The following is a 17,267-nucleotide window of genomic DNA, read 5'->3' as shown; positions in this document are numbered from 1 at the left end:
ATTGAGTCTCAGCCCTAGCGATGTGATCTTCGTGCCATCAAGGACATATTCCTTCATCATAGAGCGGAGAATAGCGGTTACGCAGATGTCCGCAAACTGGGCGAAAGGGGCCGCCCTGCCCTACTGCCGCCACGAACCATAATCGGTCATTGGGTGTGCCCCTCGTGCTTCTTGTATTCTGCCATTTGTTCGGGTTTTAGAAGATCCTTCCTGCATCAAATTACTCGCCATGAAAGTCGGCTGCATTTCGGCCCTCGACTGGAGCGGACTGCGGCGGATTTCTCAAGCGCGGATCACGCCCGTCGTTAACTGCCTCAAACGCTTCGTCAGCCAACGCCGCTTATTACAATGCTGAATGCCGATTAAATCACCAGCGGGCAGCATCGCATCGATCAGGGCGTCAAGCACTTCTGTGCCCGTAAAATTACGCTGGGTTGCAAAAACGAAGACGATCTGTTGCCCGTTTGCCAAGTCACGCACACCCGCGAGAAGCCACTTCACACCAGCGACACTGGCCGTCAATTGGATCAACTCGTCCTGCTTCTCGGCTTCGAGCGCACGAAGCGCGATAGACTCATCAATGGTCGAGGATCTCCATCGCGCCTCCTGCTCGGCTGCGATGGCGGCATCAAGCTGGGGCTCGAACGTCTCGATGAGTTGTTCGCGTCCCGAAGCATAACCGTAGCGAACGATGCGATCGAGTGCCGCGGTCAGCAATCCAGGCTCGCTCCGTGCCGCTTCGAGCAAGGATGCAACGCCCGCTTCGTCTCCCGCATCAAGCAAGGCATCACCTTGTCGGAAGCGCGAGAAATGCGCGTCGGGAAATCTTTCCAGAACCGTAGCAAAGGCAGTAGCGCCCTGTTGAGGACCGTCGATCACCTCCACCAACTGTGCGAGACGGTGCTGTCCTTCGTAATCGAGGCCCTCGGCCCCGGCGCGGTCCTCCAACGCCTGCCGCTCCGCCAGCAACTCCTGACGGCATCCAAATTCTTCTGCCCAGCTCTCATCGGCGGTGTTGTGCCATTCAGCGTCAAGCCGACCAACGATAGTGGTCAAGGCCGACCCAAGCAGCAGGGCGGCGGCGGGTTCCGCAAAGGGCGGCGGCAACTCCGGCACCACATCCAATGCAGCAAGACGCTGGGACAAAGACGGGTGCGTATCGTCGAGATCTCGTTGCCGGGCAAGAGCTCGCGCCAACACTTGGGAGGCGGTTTCATCCGGTTCGGCAGACACGACTTCGCCAAGCAGGCAATACGGCGACGAGGGCGGATCGGGCCGCTCCACTGCTTGCTTCCAGATTATTGACCAGCCTTCATGCCAGCGCGCGCTCTGATACGCGATCCTGATCAACGCGTTGCCCATGGTGGCAGAGCCGACGATCCTCGCCGCAAGCGCGTCCGCCGCATATTCCTGCCGACGAGCAAGCACGAAGCTGTAGGCAGCAAACCAGGGGCCGTACCAGCGGAAGAAACGCCGGAGCCCGCCAGCCACGATACCGCGGGAAAAGCGCTCACCCAACTGAGACCACCGCATACGGACATGGTAGATGAAGGACGCGGTCCGACCATGAGCGCCGGCAAAGTGGCCCATTTCATGGGCGACGACGGCCTCGACTTCTCTCGGCGCGAGAGCCTGAAGGAGGGGTAAACCGAGGAAGAGAATGTTCCGGGACGGCAGAAACAATAGGCGGGGATATTGCGCGATCGCCGCGTTCATCTCGCCGGTGATACGGACTTCGTGGATGCGAGGGCCCTTAGTCGCAGTCCGAAGTGCGCTGACGGACCGGTGCAAGCTAGGCGCCTCTGCTTCACCAATTGCGATGCCGTCCGGCTGAGGCCACTCGACACGCAGCGCCAGTATCAGGCTCAACGCAACGGTGCCGATGGGGATCAGCAACTTGATCCCGCCTGCCGCCGCGCCTGGATGCAACACCAAAAACACCACAATTCCAATAACAAGGCCGAGAAATAAAAGCAGAATGCCCGCAAGCACGGCATAGCCGAGCATCCCTGCCGCCAGCACACGGTAGCCATGGGCGCGCGGGCTATCCGCAGCCAGACGCTCAAGCCGCTCGATCATCGGCGCAAAGCGCGGCTCCAGCGCCACCGCCCCGCCCCACTCGGTCGACGCGACATCCTCGACTTGAATTGACCGCACATTACCCCCCAGTTGCACCGTCGAAGATGCACGGCAGGACAATGCCGTGTGCTATGGTGCCCGTCCAGCAGCCGGCAAGGCTGCCCGCGAAGTAGCAATATCGCGCCAGTTTCGGCGCCCGTAGGGTGAGAACGACCCAATTGCAGTCATTCAACGCTCCCTAACCGCTTCTCAACTTCCGACATTCATTGATGTCGATCTTTCAGGCTGTAGAGCCCAGCTCAACAATAGAGGCGCCGCAGATGGATGGCGTGGCGCGATCTGGATTGAGCGTTCCTGCCAGAGCTCAGCTTACTATCGTTTACGATGACAGGTGCTGAGCCAGGATCAGTCCGCCGATGACGATCAGGACAAAGCCGCCGAGGATGCCAGCGTACCGGCCCAGGTAGGGACCAATATGCTTGCCCAGCATGACGCCGATGGTCGCCATCAACGTCGTCGTCCCGCCAATAACCATGCAGGCAGCCCAGATGTTGACGTCCATAAGGGCCAGGGTCACACCGACGGCCGCCGCGTCGACGCTCGTTGCGATCGCCGTTGCAGCGAGCCGCAGCATGCTGGGCTTAGTCTCGCTGTCAATTTGGCCTGCATCGCCTTCGCTCGTCCAGGCTTCCCGGATCGTATAGGCGCCAACCGCGAACAGTAGCGTAAACGCGACCCAATGGTCGTAATCGGCAATCCAGTCATTCAGCGCAAAGCCAAGCAGCCAGCCGAGTGCAGGCGTCAGAGCCTCGAAAAAACCGAACACAATGCCGACTTTAACCGCATCACGAAGGCGGGCTCGTCCTTCGGTCGCCCCTTTGCCCAACGCCGCCGCGAAAGCATCGACAGACAGGCTTGCGCCCAAAGCGCCAAGCGTCAAAATTCCGGGCATCACATCATTACTCAGGGCCAGCAAACCAAACGATGCATGCACCCGTGGCCACAAAGCGGAGTGCTGCATCATTGGTCTCGCCGGGCAGGGCGAACCTGCTGCTACCGCCACGAGCCGATGGCTCAAGGATGTTGACGGCAACCCCGCTACTGCGGGTAGCTACTCCCCAAGGACGCAGGCCCAATATCTGGTGATGTCGATTGCCACCAAATGATAAATACGATCAATTCGGTCTGATTGATCGAGGGCAGCACATCCCCTCCGCTCTATTGGGGGGATCACCAGATTGACGGGCGTTGCAGGACATATCGCTCGTCGCACACCGCGCAAATCAGGCCTTAAAGGAAGTCGCCCCGCTTACGCAGATGTCTTAGGGTCAACTTTGGGCGGAAGCAGCCACCCTGCCATACCGCAACGACGACCCACCTCAGGCCATTCGGCGCGCCATGCCCACTCCCCGGCTTCTGCCGTTCGTTCATATCGCAAACGGTCGCTGACCCGCGATCACTTCCGCTAAAGTAATGTCCGGCATTGGGAGGAAATCGCACGTCAACAGCCAACGATTAGGCCGTAGACCCATATCCCCGCAGCCAGAGCCTCATGAAAGCGGTCCTGCACCCGCGCCATGCGCTTGCACGCGGTCACCTCGGCCTGACGGCGGTGCTGGCTTGCAGGTTCATGATGACGGCGTGGTCGAGGTCGATGAGGTAGGTGGTCGAATAGGCATAGAAGGGCGGCCCACGACGCGCGCTGGTCCACCGCGACGCCAGATTGGCCGGCGTCAGATACTTCGGCACCACCGGTGTCGGTGCATTAAATGCGCCATCGTCGAGAAGGGCCAGATACTCGCGCACCGCACGGCTATCAGCGTCCAGCGGCACGCCGTCGCTGCCCGGCCTGCCGGTTTGACGATGGGCGTCCGCGCGGATCAGGCTGGCGTCGACCGCGAACCCTTCGCCGCCCCTCGGCCATACATCGCGCGACCGTCGGAAATGCAATAGATCGGGTGTTAGGCTGCGTCCGAGACGAGAAAACAATTATTTTTTCGAATCGCATTACGGCCCCCGCGCGGTCGATTGTCTAACCCGTTGACGCGGCTCGACAGGGAGATACCCGAACGTTCGTATGGTGGATGATGATGATCTTGAAGCATGGTTCTGCCGAGAGATGCTCCCTCTCGAACCGGCTTTGACGCATTTCATCCGCAGGAACTGGAGGGTAGCGGATGACGTGATCGACCTGCGGCATGATATCTACGAGTTGGCGATCGCCGGCGCCCGTAAAGGGTTGCCGCCGCAGACGCGGCCGTTCCTCTTCACGATCGCGCGCCATCATCTCATCAACCGGGCGCGGCGCGCCAAGATCGTGTCCTTCGAACTCGTCGCGGACCTGGAAGCGGTGGAGCACGAGCCGGATATGCTGACGGCCGAGCGGCATGTCATGGCCCGGGACGCGCTCCGCCGCGCGCAGGAGGGGATCGACCGCCTCTCGCCGCGGGTGAAGCAGATCGTACTGCTGCGCAAGGTCGAAGGGCTGAACACGCGCGAGACGGCCGACCATCTGGGGATCGGCATTGATGCGGTGGAACGGCAGCTCGCGATGGGCATGAAGGCGCTCGCCGACTTCATGCTCGGCGGCACCGGCAAGATCGTCCGCCAACGCTTCCTGCGCCGACGCAGCCGCGGGGGCGACCAGTGAGCCGCGCGCAAGAGGCATCGGACGCCGCCGCGGCGTGGATCATCCGGCGTGAGCATGCGGACTGGAACGACGCCGACCAGGCGATGCTCGATGCGTGGCTGACCGAAGCGGATGGCAATAAGGCCGCATATTGGCGCCTGCGGCACAGCTGGCGCGAGGCGGACCGGATCGGTTCGCTCGGCGTCCGGCCCGACGAACGATTGCAGCGCCGCCGCCCCTGGTGGCCGGCAGCGCTGGCGGCATCCCTGGCGCTGGCGATCGGGTTGGGAACGGTGGGGCTCGCTTGGCGCTCGCACGATCGTCCGACGCCGCTGGCCCGATACGACACGCCGTTGGGCGCCCGCCGGTCGGTCGCGCTGGCGGACGGAAGCCTGGTCGAACTCAACACCAAGACGGCAGTGCGAGCGGCCGTGTCGCGCAGTCGCCGCGAAGTGTGGCTCGATGACGGGGAGGCGTTTTTCGAAATCGCCCGTGATCCCGCCCACCCGTTCGTTGTCCATGCCGGGGCCAAGACCGTAACCGTCCTCGGCACCCGATTCTCTGTTCGCCGGGACGCGGGCAAGGTGACGGTGGCGGTGCTGCACGGGCGGGTCCGCGTCGACGATGCGCAAGAGTCCGGTGCAGCGCCGGCCAGCTCGGCGACGCTCACCGACGGGGCCTTCGCGATCAGCCAGGGGTCTTCGATGCTCGTCACCCAGCGGTCCGAACAAAAGGTGGAAAAACGCTTGGCCTGGCGCGATGGCATTCTCGCCTTCGATGAGACGCCGCTCGAGGATGCCGCAGCAGAGTTCAATCGTTACAATAGCTTGAAGATCATCGTTGCCGATCGGCAGGCGGCAAGTATCCGCGTCGGCGGATCGTTTCGTGCTTCAAATGTCGAGGCGTTTTCCCGGCTGCTGCGCGATGCTTACGGCCTGAAGATCAGCCGTGACGGCGATACCGTAAAAATATCGAGTTGAGACATTACGGTTCCGTGACGCTTGTTTGTCTTTCCCGATGAGACCCGTCAGGTGGGAACGGGCAAGGGGGACTAACGAATGCGGAAGAACGTCGTGGCGGCTCTGGCAGCCAGCACATGTCTCGTCGTCATGGCCGCACCGGCTCAGGCACAGGTGCAGGCGCGTCGGTATGATATTGCGGCAGGCAGCCTGAAATCGGCGCTGGACGCCTATGCTCATCAGTCGGGGCGGCAGATCATCTACAAGGCTGACGATCTGCGCGCGACCCGATCGCGCGGCGTGCGGGGTTTCCTGTCGGCCGATGCCGCACTCAACGGCCTGTTGAGCGGCACCAGCTTTTCCTACAAGACCGATACCACCGGCGCCATCGCCATCGTTCCGGCGCAAACGGCCGCTGCGGAGCGTGTGAAAACCGCCGGCACGACGCTGCCCGACACCGCACCGGCGGTCGATCCGCAGGATGCCGCCGCGGCAGCCGCCCCGGCCGTCGCCGAGCAGCCCGCGGGTGATATCGTCGTCCTCGGCACCCGCCGCACCGACCGTACGCTCACCAACTCGCCGTCGCCCGTCGACGTGATCAGCGCCGCGGAACTGACGACGCAGCCGGCCGCCAACATGGTGGATCAGCTCAAGAATATCGTGCCGTCCTTCTACGCGGGGCAGAATTCGATTTCCGACGCTTCCACCTTCGTCCGCTCGCCATCGTTGCGCGGGCTGGCGGGCGACCAGGTCCTCGTGATGCTGAACGGCAAGCGCTACAATCGCTCGGCGCTGGTCCAGGTCTATGGCGGCAGCGACACGGGCCTTGGCCGCGGCGCACAGGGGCCGGATATTTCCGCCATTCCGTCGCTGGCGATCGGCAGCCTGCAAGTCCTGCGCGAAGGCGCGACCGCACAATATGGCTCGGACGCGATCGCAGGTGTGCTCAATTACGGCCTGCGCCGCGACGCAGGCTTCGAACTCGTCGGCCGGGCCGGGCAATTCTATGCCGGCGACGGCGACAGCTATCAGATCGCGGCCAATGCCGGCGTGAAGGGCGACTGGGGGTTCATCAACGTCACGGGGGAATATGACGACGACGGGCAGACAAGCCGTGGCCGGACCCGCGTGTCAGCGGCGAATTTCGCGCTGAACTTCCCCGCGCTGGCGTCGCAGCTGCCGAACTATCCGGGACCGGCGCAGATCTGGGGCAATTCGCCCTCGCACGGCTTCAAAACCGTCTATAACTCGGAAATCAACGTTACCGACGACAGCAGAATCTACGTCTTTGCGAATTACGCCGAGAACAAGGGCGACCAGAGCTTCAACTACCGCGCATCGGTGACGAGCACGGCGGTGGATACGACCGGCGTGACGCGCACACTGGGCGCCAACGCCGCGTTCAACAACGTCTTCTACCTCACGCCCTGCCCGTCGGGCAATGCGACCTGCCCCGCGGGCGGTTTCGTCCGCGATGCCAATACGTTTCGGTTTGCACAGCTCTATCCGGCCGGTTTCACGCCCCGCTTCGTCGGCAGGACGCAGGAGGCATATGGCGTTTTGGGCTACAAGGGGAAAAGCGGCGACTTCACCTATGACGTGTCGGGCACGCTGGCCCGGAACAAGCTGTCCTTGTCGATGTACAATTCGGCCAATTTCTCGTTCGGTCCAGCGACGCAGACTCGCTTCGAATTCGGAAACCTGATCCAGAAGGAAGTGAACGCCAACGCCGATTTCACCTATGCCCTAGACCTCGGCTTTGCCGCACCGCTGACGATTTCCGCCGGGGCCGAATACCGCCAGGAAACCTACGAACAAACCGCGGGTGATCTGCAATCCTACGCCGCAGGCCCCTATGGCGCGCCCCAGCAACTCTACACGCAGACCGCGCCGGGCGTTTACACCTTCTCCGGCACGACCGCGGCTCAGGGCGTGGGGGCCAGCGGCTATGCCGGCACCAGTCCGTTGTCGGCCGGCAGTTTCCGGCAGAAGGCCTATGGCGCCTATGTCGGACTCGAAACCGACCTGACGGACGCCCTGACCGTCGGCGCGGCAGGCCGATACGAACATTACAACACCTTCGGCGATGCCTGGGTGGGCAAGGTCAACGCGCTCTACAAGCTCAGCGACGGATTGTCGGTGCGCGGCAGCATCGGCACCGGCTTCCATGCGCCGTCGCCGGGCCAGTCCAACGTGTCGATCATCACCACCAACTTCCGCGGCGTCCAGAGCGGCACCTTCCCCACCAACACGGCGGTGGCGCGCTATTTCGGCGCGACCCAGCTCACCCCTGAAAAATCGACCAATTACGGTGCCGGCATCATCCTGAAGCCGGTCCGCAACATGACGATCACGGTCGACGGCTATCAGATCGATCTGCGTAACCGGATCGGCCTGACGTCGCCGTTCGTCGTCACGGCGGCCGATATCGCGGCACAGTCGGCTCTGGTGCCGGTCGGCGTAGGCGGTGAGGTGCAGTATTTCACCAACGGCTTTCGTACGCGCACCCGGGGGATCGACGTGGTCGGCACCTGGCGCACCAAGCTGAGCGAAGCGCTTTTGAATTTCTCGCTCGCCTATAATTACAACCAGACCAAGGTCAGGCAATACGACGCCCGGATCATCGACGATGCGCAGCTGATCGACGCCGAGAATCTCGCACCCAAGCACAGGGCCGTCTTCAACGCGAGCTGGTCGCTTGACAACCTCAGCTTCACCGTGCGCGAAAACTACTATAGCTCGTTCACCAGCGCGCAGGATTATGGGCAGACCAACGGTGTCGCAAACCAGATATTCGGGGCAAAATTCACCACCGACCTGGAACTGAGCTACACGTTCGCGGACCATGTCACGCTGGCGGTCGGCGCGCAGAACTTCACCGACGAGCATCCCGACAGGCTGAAGCCGACCTCTGCGGTACAGATTTTCCCGATCACGGGCGGCACGGCGGATGGCCAGATCTATCCGCGCAACGGCGGCCCCTTCGGTTTCAACGGCGGCTTCTATTACACGCGTCTGCGCGTAAAATACTGACGACCTGCCGCGGTACGACGGTGGAGGGGCATCCGCCCTCCTACCGCCGTATCGCCGCGATCGATCGGCTGATGGGACACGGTCCGCCGGACCGGGCTTCCCGTCAGCCGCGTCATCTCCCATGGGCGACGCATGACCAGCCTTTCCCGCATCGTGGCCGACATCGCCGCCGAAATGGCGGCCGCGCCCGATCGTGGGACACCGGCGAGCTATATCCCGCCGCTGCGCGACGTCGATCCGACACGCTTCGGCATCGCCGTGATTGAAGCGGACGGCACACAGCATCTGGGCGGGGATGCCGACGTCCCCTTCTCCATTCAAAGCATTTCCAAGGTCTTCACGCTCACCCTAGCGCTCGGGACGGTCGGCGATCAGCTGTGGAATCGCGTCGGTCGCGAACCCTCGGGCAGCGCCTTCAATTCGATCGTGCAACTCGAAACCGAGCGGGGCATTCCGCGCAACCCGTTCATCAACGCCGGGGCTCTGGTGGTCGCCGATATCTTGCTGGGCAACCACGAACCGCGTGAGGTGATCGGCGAGCTGTTGCGCTTCGTCCGGGAATTGGCGGACGACGACGGCATCACCGTGGACCATGTCGTCGCGCAGGCCGAACTGACCACCGGACATCGCAATGCCGCCCTGGCCCACTTCATGGCGGGCTTCGGGACGATCGAGAATGGCGTCGACCGGTTGCTGGGAACCTACGTCCACCAATGCGCCCTCGCCATGAGTTGTCGTCAGCTCGCTGCGGCCGGCCGGTTCCTGATGGCGCGCGGTATCAATCCCGCGACCGGGCGATCGGTGGTGTCGCCGCAACGTGCGAGGCGGATCAACGCATTGATGATGACGTGCGGGCATTATGACGGCTCTGGCGAATTCGCCTATCGCGTGGGGTTGCCGGGCAAATCTGGCGTGGGCGGGGGCATTCTCGCCATCGCCCCCGGGCACGCGGCGATCGCGGTATGGTCGCCCGGCTTGAACGCGATCGGCAACTCGCAGCTCGGCACCCTGGCCTTGGAGCGGCTGGTGCAGCGCACGGGTTGGTCCGTATTCGATCCGACGTGATGCCCGGCCCCTGTCGAAAGGACGCGTCGGACGCGGCCTTGCCGAGCGACGGGATGTGATCGATCATGGCTATTGGATTGATGACCCAATTGCGGTCATCCACCAGCATTTTCCCCCTTCCCAGAAGCGGACGCCCGTTCAGTTCGGCCGTATGAAGCAAATGCAGATGGTGGTTCTGTATCAGATGGCCGGTCATTCCTCACGCAGACAATCTGACGCGGATTTCTGACGCCCCAAACGTTGCGGAAAACCGCGGGCTGCGGACTGGCGTCACAACCGGACGATTCCGACGCTCGTGGGAAGGCGAAACGCCGCGAGGCATGCGGAGATCATTTGCTATTGATTCTCATTAGGCTTGTTTGTAGCCTCTCTGAAAAAGGGGCTACAATGAAACTGATCGCTTACCTGCTATGCACCGGCACACTGCTCGCTGCGACACCCTGCCTTGCGCAAGAGGCGCCCTCATCCACGCAGGAAACGCAACCGGATGACATCATCGTCACCGGCGAGAAGTCGAACCGGACGCTTCAGGAAACGACGACCAGTGTCGCGGTCACGACCCCCGAACGCATCCGGCAGGAGAACATCCTGACGATCCAAGATGTCTACAATCGCACCGCCAACGTTTCGGAAACCTACGGCTCCGCCGGCTTCACCATCCGCGGAATCAACAATAAGGGTGTAGGTGCCGGCGGCGATGCGGACACGGCGACCGTGTATATGGACGGCGCGCCCATCCCTCGCCAGGCGCTATTCGGGGGACCTACGGATCTCTGGGATATCGATCAGGTCGAAATCCTGCGCGGGCCGCAATCCACTATCCAGGGCTTGAACGCGCTGGCCGGTGCCATCGTGCTGACGACCCGCGATGCGTCCGTGACCGATTACAGTGCGGATGGACGCATCCTGTGGACAGACCGCAACGATCGCACCTTCTCGACCGCAGCAGGCGGTCCGTTGATCCGCGACGAGCTGGGCATTCGCCTGTCGGCCGAACGCCGCGCGGATCGCGGCATCATCCGCAACGTCGTGCGAGGTGGTTACGATGACAGCCTGCGCACGCTCAACCTGCGCGCTAAGCTCCACTGGACGCCACGGTCCCTGCCCGGGCTCGACGTGAAGGCGAGCTACAATCGCGTCCGGCGCGATGGCGGCTATCTCTACGAATATACCAACCTCACCACGCCGGACTTCTACGATCATCGCCGCTCGACGAGCGACCAGCCCAACCGCGGCTATATCCGCTCCGACATCGCGGTGCTGAACGTCGGTTACGAGATCGCCCCCCGCCTGCGATTGTCGAGTGTCACCTCGTTCAATCGTACCGCGACGTTGGCGCAGACGGACGCGGACGGCACGGCCGCCGACGTCCAGTTCATCAGCAATGACAGTCGTTATCGGACCTGGACGCAGGAGCTTCGCCTCAACTACGATGGCGAGCGGCTGAGTGGCGTGCTGGGCGCCTGGGCCTATCGTCGCTCGGGCGGGCTCGACGCCAACAACCGCCTGAACATCGCGACGCCTGTCACCACGATCGTCGGACTGTTGCAGAGGGGCGGTTTCCCGGCCGCCGCTGCGAGGCAGATCGCAACGGCCTATGCCACCGCGCTGCCGCAGATCCCGGTCCGCTATAGCGCCGATCAGCCCTTGCTGGTGAAGAACGCCGCGCTGTTCGGCGACGGTCGCCTGCGCGTGACCGATCGCCTCTCGCTGCTCGCCGGCTTCCGCTACGATCACGAGGACAACCGCTACGGCGCAGAGACGATCGCGACCTTCAACGGCACATTGCCGAGCCCGGCCGCATTTGGCGCAGCGGGCACCCCGCTCAACCTGGCAGTGAACGCGATCAATCGTGGCGTGCTCGGACTGGTCGCGCAGGCGGCATCGGCGCGGGCCAGCAACGCCCGCAGCTTCGACGCCTTCCTGCCGAAGGCCGGCGTCAGCATGGAATGGACGCCTGACCTGACCACGGCCTTCACCGTGCAGCGCGCCTATCGCTCGGGCGGGTCGAGCCAGAACCCGGCGCGCGCGACGCTCGTCGCCTATGATCCGGAATATAGCTGGAACTACGAGGGTTCGCTGCGTTCGCGCTGGCTGAACGGCAGGCTGACGGTCAATGCCAACGTCTTCTACGTCGATTGGAAGGACCAGCAGACGACGGCCTTCTTCGGCCTCAACGCTTACGACTACAACACGGTGAACGCCGGCAAGTCGCACCTCTATGGCGGGGAGCTGGAGGTTCAGGGCCGCCTCAACCGCGTGTTCGACGCTTATGCTTCGGCTGGCTACGTCCGGACCAAGTACGATCGCTTCGATCTGCCAGCCGGTTCGACCAGCACGGTCAACCTGGCCGGATCGCAATTCCCCTATGCGCCTCGCTGGACGCTGGCGGGCGGGATCAACGGCCGCGTCGGTGCCATCGCCGGCAACGTCAACGCCAATTATCGCAGCGCCGTCTTTACCGATGTCGGAACCGCGCAGAACCAAGCACGCGTGTCCGGCCGCACGGTGGTGAATGCGCGGCTCGGCTATGACGCCGGTCGCTGGACGGTGTTCGCCTTCGCCCGGAACTTGCTGGACGAGGATTACCTCCAGTACCGCACCCCTGACGGCCTTCGCGGCATCGTCGGCGACCCACAGACGTTCGGTGCCGGTCTCGAACTGCATATGTGACGGCCCTGGCCGCGCTCGTCGCCGTCATCGGTGGTTTGGCCGGTGCCGCGCTGCTGCGGCGCGCATGGGCGGATCGGCAGCGTGGGCGTGCCAGCCTGATCGTGAGCGGATGGGCGGCGCTCGCCGGCACCGTCGTGCTCGATGCGGCGTGGGCCGGCTGGGTCAAGGGAAGCGCGGTTGCCGTGGCCGGGATCGGTTTGGCTACGCTGACCGTCGGTGTCCAGGGGCGAACAGTCCGGGCAGCGCGCGCCGATCGCAGCGCGAGCCTTGCGCCTGAACCTCTTGAAGGACCTCAGCCCGCGCGCTGAAAGACCCACGAACCGACATTCAGCCTTCGTTTCGCGCTCCCCAACTTGAGACATCCATTCATATTAGCCCGACGCCTCGACCAGCGATGGCGGAAAGTGGGACAAACCCGTCATTCCTACCTCACAGGACGAACGGCTGCTCTTTTCATAAGCCGACGTTCGGCCGCTGTCCGCTCGGCGTGGCGTTACGACTGAAGCTGGGCCGGTTGCGGTCTGAGAGTTTTTGGGCAGCCGACGCAGGATAGCTGCCATTCCAAAACCCCTTTTGGCGGTGACAGTTCGGTTGCTATTCGAATTCACGCCCCCAACCTTTCAGATCAAAGCGCGAACATCTATGGAGTGTGGATGTCCGATGTCCTGTCGCGTGCCCTCCCCGCCCCGAAACGATGGCAAGAATTCGAGAGTCTGGCCTTCGACGTCTATCGTCGGCTTTGGCAGACGACGGATGCGGACCTTCACGGACGGACCGGCCAACCGCAGGCTGGGGTCGATGTCTTTGGTACGAACCGGCTCGAGAAGCAATTCACCGGTGTCCAGTGCAAGGGCAAGGACGCCGATTACGGCGGTGCCCTGACCGAGGCCGAGCTACGTGACGAGGTCGCAAAAGCGCTCATGTTCCAGCCGCCTCTGGACGTCTATATCGTTCTGACGACGGCACCCAATGACGTCGCAATCCAAAGGATCGCCAGAAAGATTACCGCCGATCACGCCAGTAAAGGCTTGTTCGAGGTTCGGGTTACGGGCTGGGATACGTTTCGTCATTACGTCGCCGACCATCAGGATCTGCTGCTCAAATATTTCCGGGATTTCGCGCCGGTCGATGTGGTGGGGGCGCTTGAGTCCTCGAAGGTCGAGCAGCGCCAGGACATAGCGCAGTTGACCCGGATGCTCCAGTCGACCCAGCGGATGGTGACCGACCTGCGGGACGACAAGGCGGGGACCGACGAGCTCGCCACGCGCGTCAACGAGGTCAGCAAGCTGATCGCCGATGGCTCGCCCAAGGCGGCGTTGAAACGACTGGACGCCCTGGTCGCCGAGGAAGGCGCTTCGGCGAGCCCGCTCGCCCAGTATCGCCTGCTCGCGAGCAAGGGCAATGCCCATTACGCGCTGGGAGACGAGACCACCGCGATCTCGTTTTTTCGCGAAGCCTATGACGCTTATCCCGAGTTCCCCAACGCGCGCGCAACGATGGCAGTGGTCCACTTGTTTGAGGGCGATCGCGAGAAAGCGTTCGCGTTGGCCAGTGCCGCGCTCGCGGAGGATCCGACATCGGCGCGAACCGCCGGCATCGTGCTCGATACCGCGCCAAAGGACATGTCGCTCGACGCGCTGACCGCGCTTCTTCACCCGGATCTGCTCGACGATTTCGAGATCAAACTGCATCTTGCTATCAGGGCGCACGAGCACGGTGATGAAGTGTCTCACCGCCGGTTCGCGGAAGAGGCGCTGGCGCTTGCACCGGAAGACTGGCGGGCCTTGTCCGCGGTCGCGGAGGCTTACTCGCAGCCCCTCGTCGCGATGGACGGGCTCGCGCTCACGCACGTCATACCGGTCGATGTTCGGGCAGATGTCGAGAAGGCGACAGAGCTGAATGGCAAGGCGTGGGAGATCCTCGCGCAGCGGGATGCCAGCTTCCAGGGCCGGCACGTCGCTGCGAACCTCGTCAGTCTGCTCTCCCTGTTGGGCCGAGACGAGGAGGCGATGGTCGTTCTTGATCAGGCGCTCACCACCAACCCGACCTATGATCCCCTTGTGTTCCGGGCGGCGCAGCGCTTCGCGTCTGATGGGGATTGGAAGAGCGCCGCGCAGGCACTCGACCAGGTCTCCGAGACGGAGATGTCGTTCGATGCCTTGCTCATGCGGACGCAGGCGGCCCTGATCCTGAAGGACGCGGTGTCCGCTGCGGCGTTTTGCGAACGGCTGGCAGCAAAGGCCGTCACCGAGCCGCTGATTCCGGAACGCGACCAGCTGATCGAGGCGCTGCGCGTGAGAGCGGCGATCCTCGCCGGTGCCGACCAAAACACGGCCTTTGAAGCAGCGATCGAGGCCAGTCCCAACGCAATCGTGTTGCGATCGGTGTTGTTCGACGATCTGGGCGAAGAGGATCCCCTGCGGCTCCGGATGGTCGATGAGATCCGCGCGCTCGCCGTTGCCGACCTGTCGCTTCGCGAGCGCATCCACGCGGCGGAGACATTGTACGAGGCCGGTCATTTCTCGCTGGCGGCGGACCTGTTCGAACCGCTCCACGACACGTCCGACAGTCATGCGCTGCGCCGGCGGCTTAACGCACTTCTCCACGCGGACCGGCGCGCGGACGCGCGTCGGCTATTCGAATCGCTTTCGCCCGCGCTGCGGTCGGCACCGGGCTACGTCTCTGCTGGTGTGAACATTTACGAGCGCGTCGGGCTCCTCAAGCCGGCGATCGACCTTCTCGAGCGCGCCCTGAAGCGTGACGACAATCTCACGAACCGCCTGGGCTGGATGCAGCTGCTGTCTCGTTCGGGGCGCCACGACGCCTTCCACACCTGGCTCAAGGTGGTGCCGGAAGACATCGCGGGCGAGCCGCGTGAACTGATGAGCCTCGCCAGGGTCATCGATCGGTATCTTGGTGATGATCCCAAGGCGCTTGCCATCGGCTACCGGGCGCTTCGAACCGGTTACAAGGATCCGCAGATCCATCTGGGGTATGCGCTCGGGCTGATCATCAACGGCAGGCCAAATCAGGCTGCGCTGGCGGCATCTGACGAGATCGGGCCCGGCGCGGGTTTTACGCTGCGCAACGAGACAACCGGCGAGCTCATCTATCGAGTCATCGAGACGGCGCCGGACCCGGTTGTCGAGCGGGGCGAAGTCGCGCCTTCGGATCCCTTTGCCAAGCGACTCATCGGGCTCAAACTGGACGACACGATCGAGATCGCCAAAGTCGGCGTCGGCCCCCAGTCGCATAAGGTGACAGAGCTACAGAGCCGATATCTGTTCGCGCACCACCGCACGCTTCGCGACTTCCCCGGGCTGTTTCCCGGGCATCCTGCGTTCGGATCGTTCGAGATCGACGAGAGCAAGGGCAACGAGAAATTCGAACAGATGTTCGCGCTCGCTAGGGATCGAGCGGCACAGGGCCAGGAAATCGAGACCCTCTATCGGGAGAATATCCTGCCGTTGCCGATGGCGGCGAAATTTGGCGGCGCTACGGTGTTCGATATCTGGGAGGCGTTTTCGGCGAACCCGACGCTCGGCCTCAAATGCGCGCTCGGGGTTCCCGGCGAGTTCGATGTAGGGCGTACTGCGTCGATCGCAGGCATAACGCTGGTCGATCCCCTGACGCTCTATGGCTGGACCCGCATGGGGGTCACGGCGATCCTGGCCAAATCGCCCGATCGCCTCGCGGTGGTACAGGCGACGATCGACGTGCTGCGTGAGCTCGTCGAGGAGCGTGAGGCGCAGCGTGGCAAAAAGCTGGGTACGTTCGGCTGGGACGGCGAGCGCTATCACCTCATCGAACTATCCGAGGAGGCGATCGAGCAGCAGATCGCAGATGCCACCGCAGCTCTGCACTTTGCCGAGTCGCTGATGCTTGTGCCGGCGGAATCCGACCATGCCCTGACCGAAGAGATTTTCGACATGCTTAAAGGCATGGACCCGGCCTATCACGACACTTTGCTCGCCTCACTCCAGCCCAAGCGCGCGTTTCTCACTGACGATCTCGGCATCCGGGCCATCGCGCAGGAGGCGGGCGCGGCAGGCACCTGGACGCAGGCGTTCGTGCAGGCCGGGCATCGTCCAGGCGGGATATCCCATCCGGAATACCGGCAGGTCTTGGCCGCGTTGCTGGAACGGCATCATCGCTTCACCCCGATCGGATACGTGGAGGTGCTCGCCGAGCTTCTCGGGTCCGGCTGGGCCGTTAACGATCGCCTGAAGAGCTTTGCGCGCGTGATGACCGGTCCCGAGATCGATCGTGCCAGCGTCGGGAACCTTCTCGCCCGCCTGCTGGTCAACAGCAGCCGAACCGCCCCGACCGATGCCGCCCTTGCAGCGTTTCACCGTGAGTATGTCGCTGCCTGCCACGCGTCGGGGCGCCCCGACGACGTGGAAGAGGTTTACGCTCTGGTCGCCGCTGCGGCGCAGGACCTGCTCGCTGGCAGCATCAATCGCGTGACCTTGCCGCCGCAACTTATGGCGACCACCAATATGCACTCGCCAGTCAGCCTTACGCTGGCCGCCAGGAAAAGTGCGCGGGGTGAGGCAGGGCAGCTGTTCAAGCGGTTGGAAAACGGTGGTCTGACGCTGAACGCATAAATTATCGTCCGCGCCCGGCAGGGCTCAAAGACCCTGGAGACAGTGAATGGCGAAAGACGTCCCCCGCCCGTCCTGACGCTCAAAGAGCAGGAGGCGCTCTGCTCGTGGGCGCTTGCACACGAGGGGGCCCAGGAGGAGGCTGCACTTGCTTATAATTCCTTCCGGGCTTCTCAGGAGACTTAAGCGCAAAACGGCGACTTTCGGTCTGGGGAACGCGCTTCA

Annotated in this window: 9 protein-coding genes, 1 pseudogene and 1 riboswitch; of the genes and pseudogenes, 7 read left to right on the top strand and 3 right to left on the bottom strand. The window is 63.2% G+C overall.

Annotated features, from left to right (window positions below):
- Window positions 1-282 precede the first annotated feature (282 nt).
- The 3 genes and pseudogenes from SB4_RS06385 to SB4_RS06375 form a co-directional block, all read right to left on the bottom strand.
- Window positions 283-2,106 (bottom strand): M48 family metallopeptidase, encoded by a 1,824-nt coding sequence (locus SB4_RS06385; protein ID WP_193753749.1) that lies wholly within the window; start codon window positions 2,104-2,106, stop codon window positions 283-285.
- 352 nt (window positions 2,107-2,458) lie between these two features.
- Window positions 2,459-3,055, bottom strand: coding sequence for a manganese efflux pump MntP (locus SB4_RS06380; protein WP_478212454.1), 597 nt, complete (start codon window positions 3,053-3,055; stop codon window positions 2,459-2,461).
- Window positions 3,038-3,211: riboswitch (yybP-ykoY riboswitch) on the bottom strand. (Overlaps the previous gene by 18 nt.)
- Window positions 3,212-3,592: 381 nt before the next feature.
- A pseudogene (locus tag SB4_RS06375) lies at window positions 3,593-4,018 on the bottom strand (IS5/IS1182 family transposase); the annotation flags it as partial.
- 201 nt (window positions 4,019-4,219) lie between these two features.
- On the opposite strand from SB4_RS06375, the gene SB4_RS06370 reads away from it, so the two are divergent.
- The 7 genes from SB4_RS06370 to SB4_RS06340 all read left to right on the top strand — a co-directional run bounded on the left by SB4_RS06370 (window position 4,220) and on the right by SB4_RS06340 (window position 17,045).
- Entirely contained in the window at window positions 4,220-4,729 is a 510-nt protein-coding gene (locus SB4_RS06370; RefSeq protein WP_241488507.1) for an RNA polymerase sigma factor, read from the top strand.
- Complete coding sequence (locus tag SB4_RS06365; protein WP_058751884.1) at window positions 4,726-5,688, top strand: FecR family protein; 963 nt, start codon at window positions 4,726-4,728, stop codon at window positions 5,686-5,688. The genes SB4_RS06370 and SB4_RS06365 overlap by 4 nt, the downstream gene beginning before the upstream one ends.
- A gap of 78 nt (window positions 5,689-5,766) precedes the next feature.
- Complete coding sequence (locus tag SB4_RS06360; protein ID WP_241488506.1) at window positions 5,767-8,700, top strand: TonB-dependent receptor; 2,934 nt, start codon at window positions 5,767-5,769, stop codon at window positions 8,698-8,700.
- Window positions 8,701-8,832: 132 nt separating this feature from the next.
- The gene (locus tag SB4_RS06355; protein ID WP_058751883.1) at window positions 8,833-9,765 is read left to right on the top strand and encodes a glutaminase; all 933 of its coding nucleotides are present in this window, start codon (window positions 8,833-8,835) and stop codon (window positions 9,763-9,765) included.
- A 387-nt stretch (window positions 9,766-10,152) separates the two neighbouring features.
- Window positions 10,153-12,438: a TonB-dependent receptor gene (locus tag SB4_RS06350; RefSeq protein ID WP_058751882.1), complete on the top strand. Its 2,286-nt coding sequence runs from the start codon at window positions 10,153-10,155 to the stop codon at window positions 12,436-12,438.
- Window positions 12,435-12,746: a hypothetical protein gene (locus SB4_RS06345; protein ID WP_058751881.1), complete on the top strand. Its 312-nt coding sequence runs from the start codon at window positions 12,435-12,437 to the stop codon at window positions 12,744-12,746. The genes SB4_RS06350 and SB4_RS06345 overlap by 4 nt, the downstream gene beginning before the upstream one ends.
- A gap of 345 nt (window positions 12,747-13,091) precedes the next feature.
- Entirely contained in the window at window positions 13,092-17,045 is a 3,954-nt protein-coding gene (locus SB4_RS06340) for a PIN domain-containing protein (RefSeq protein ID WP_058751880.1), read from the top strand.
- The last annotated feature ends 222 nt before the right edge of the window (window positions 17,046-17,267 follow it).

The sequence above is a fragment of the Sphingomonas sanguinis genome, assembly GCF_001476905.1.
GTDB classification, from domain to species: Bacteria; Pseudomonadota; Alphaproteobacteria; order Sphingomonadales; family Sphingomonadaceae; genus Sphingomonas; species Sphingomonas sanguinis_B.
The sequence above is the reverse complement of the archived record's forward strand: the minus strand, read 5'-3'. Positions and strand labels throughout refer to the sequence as shown.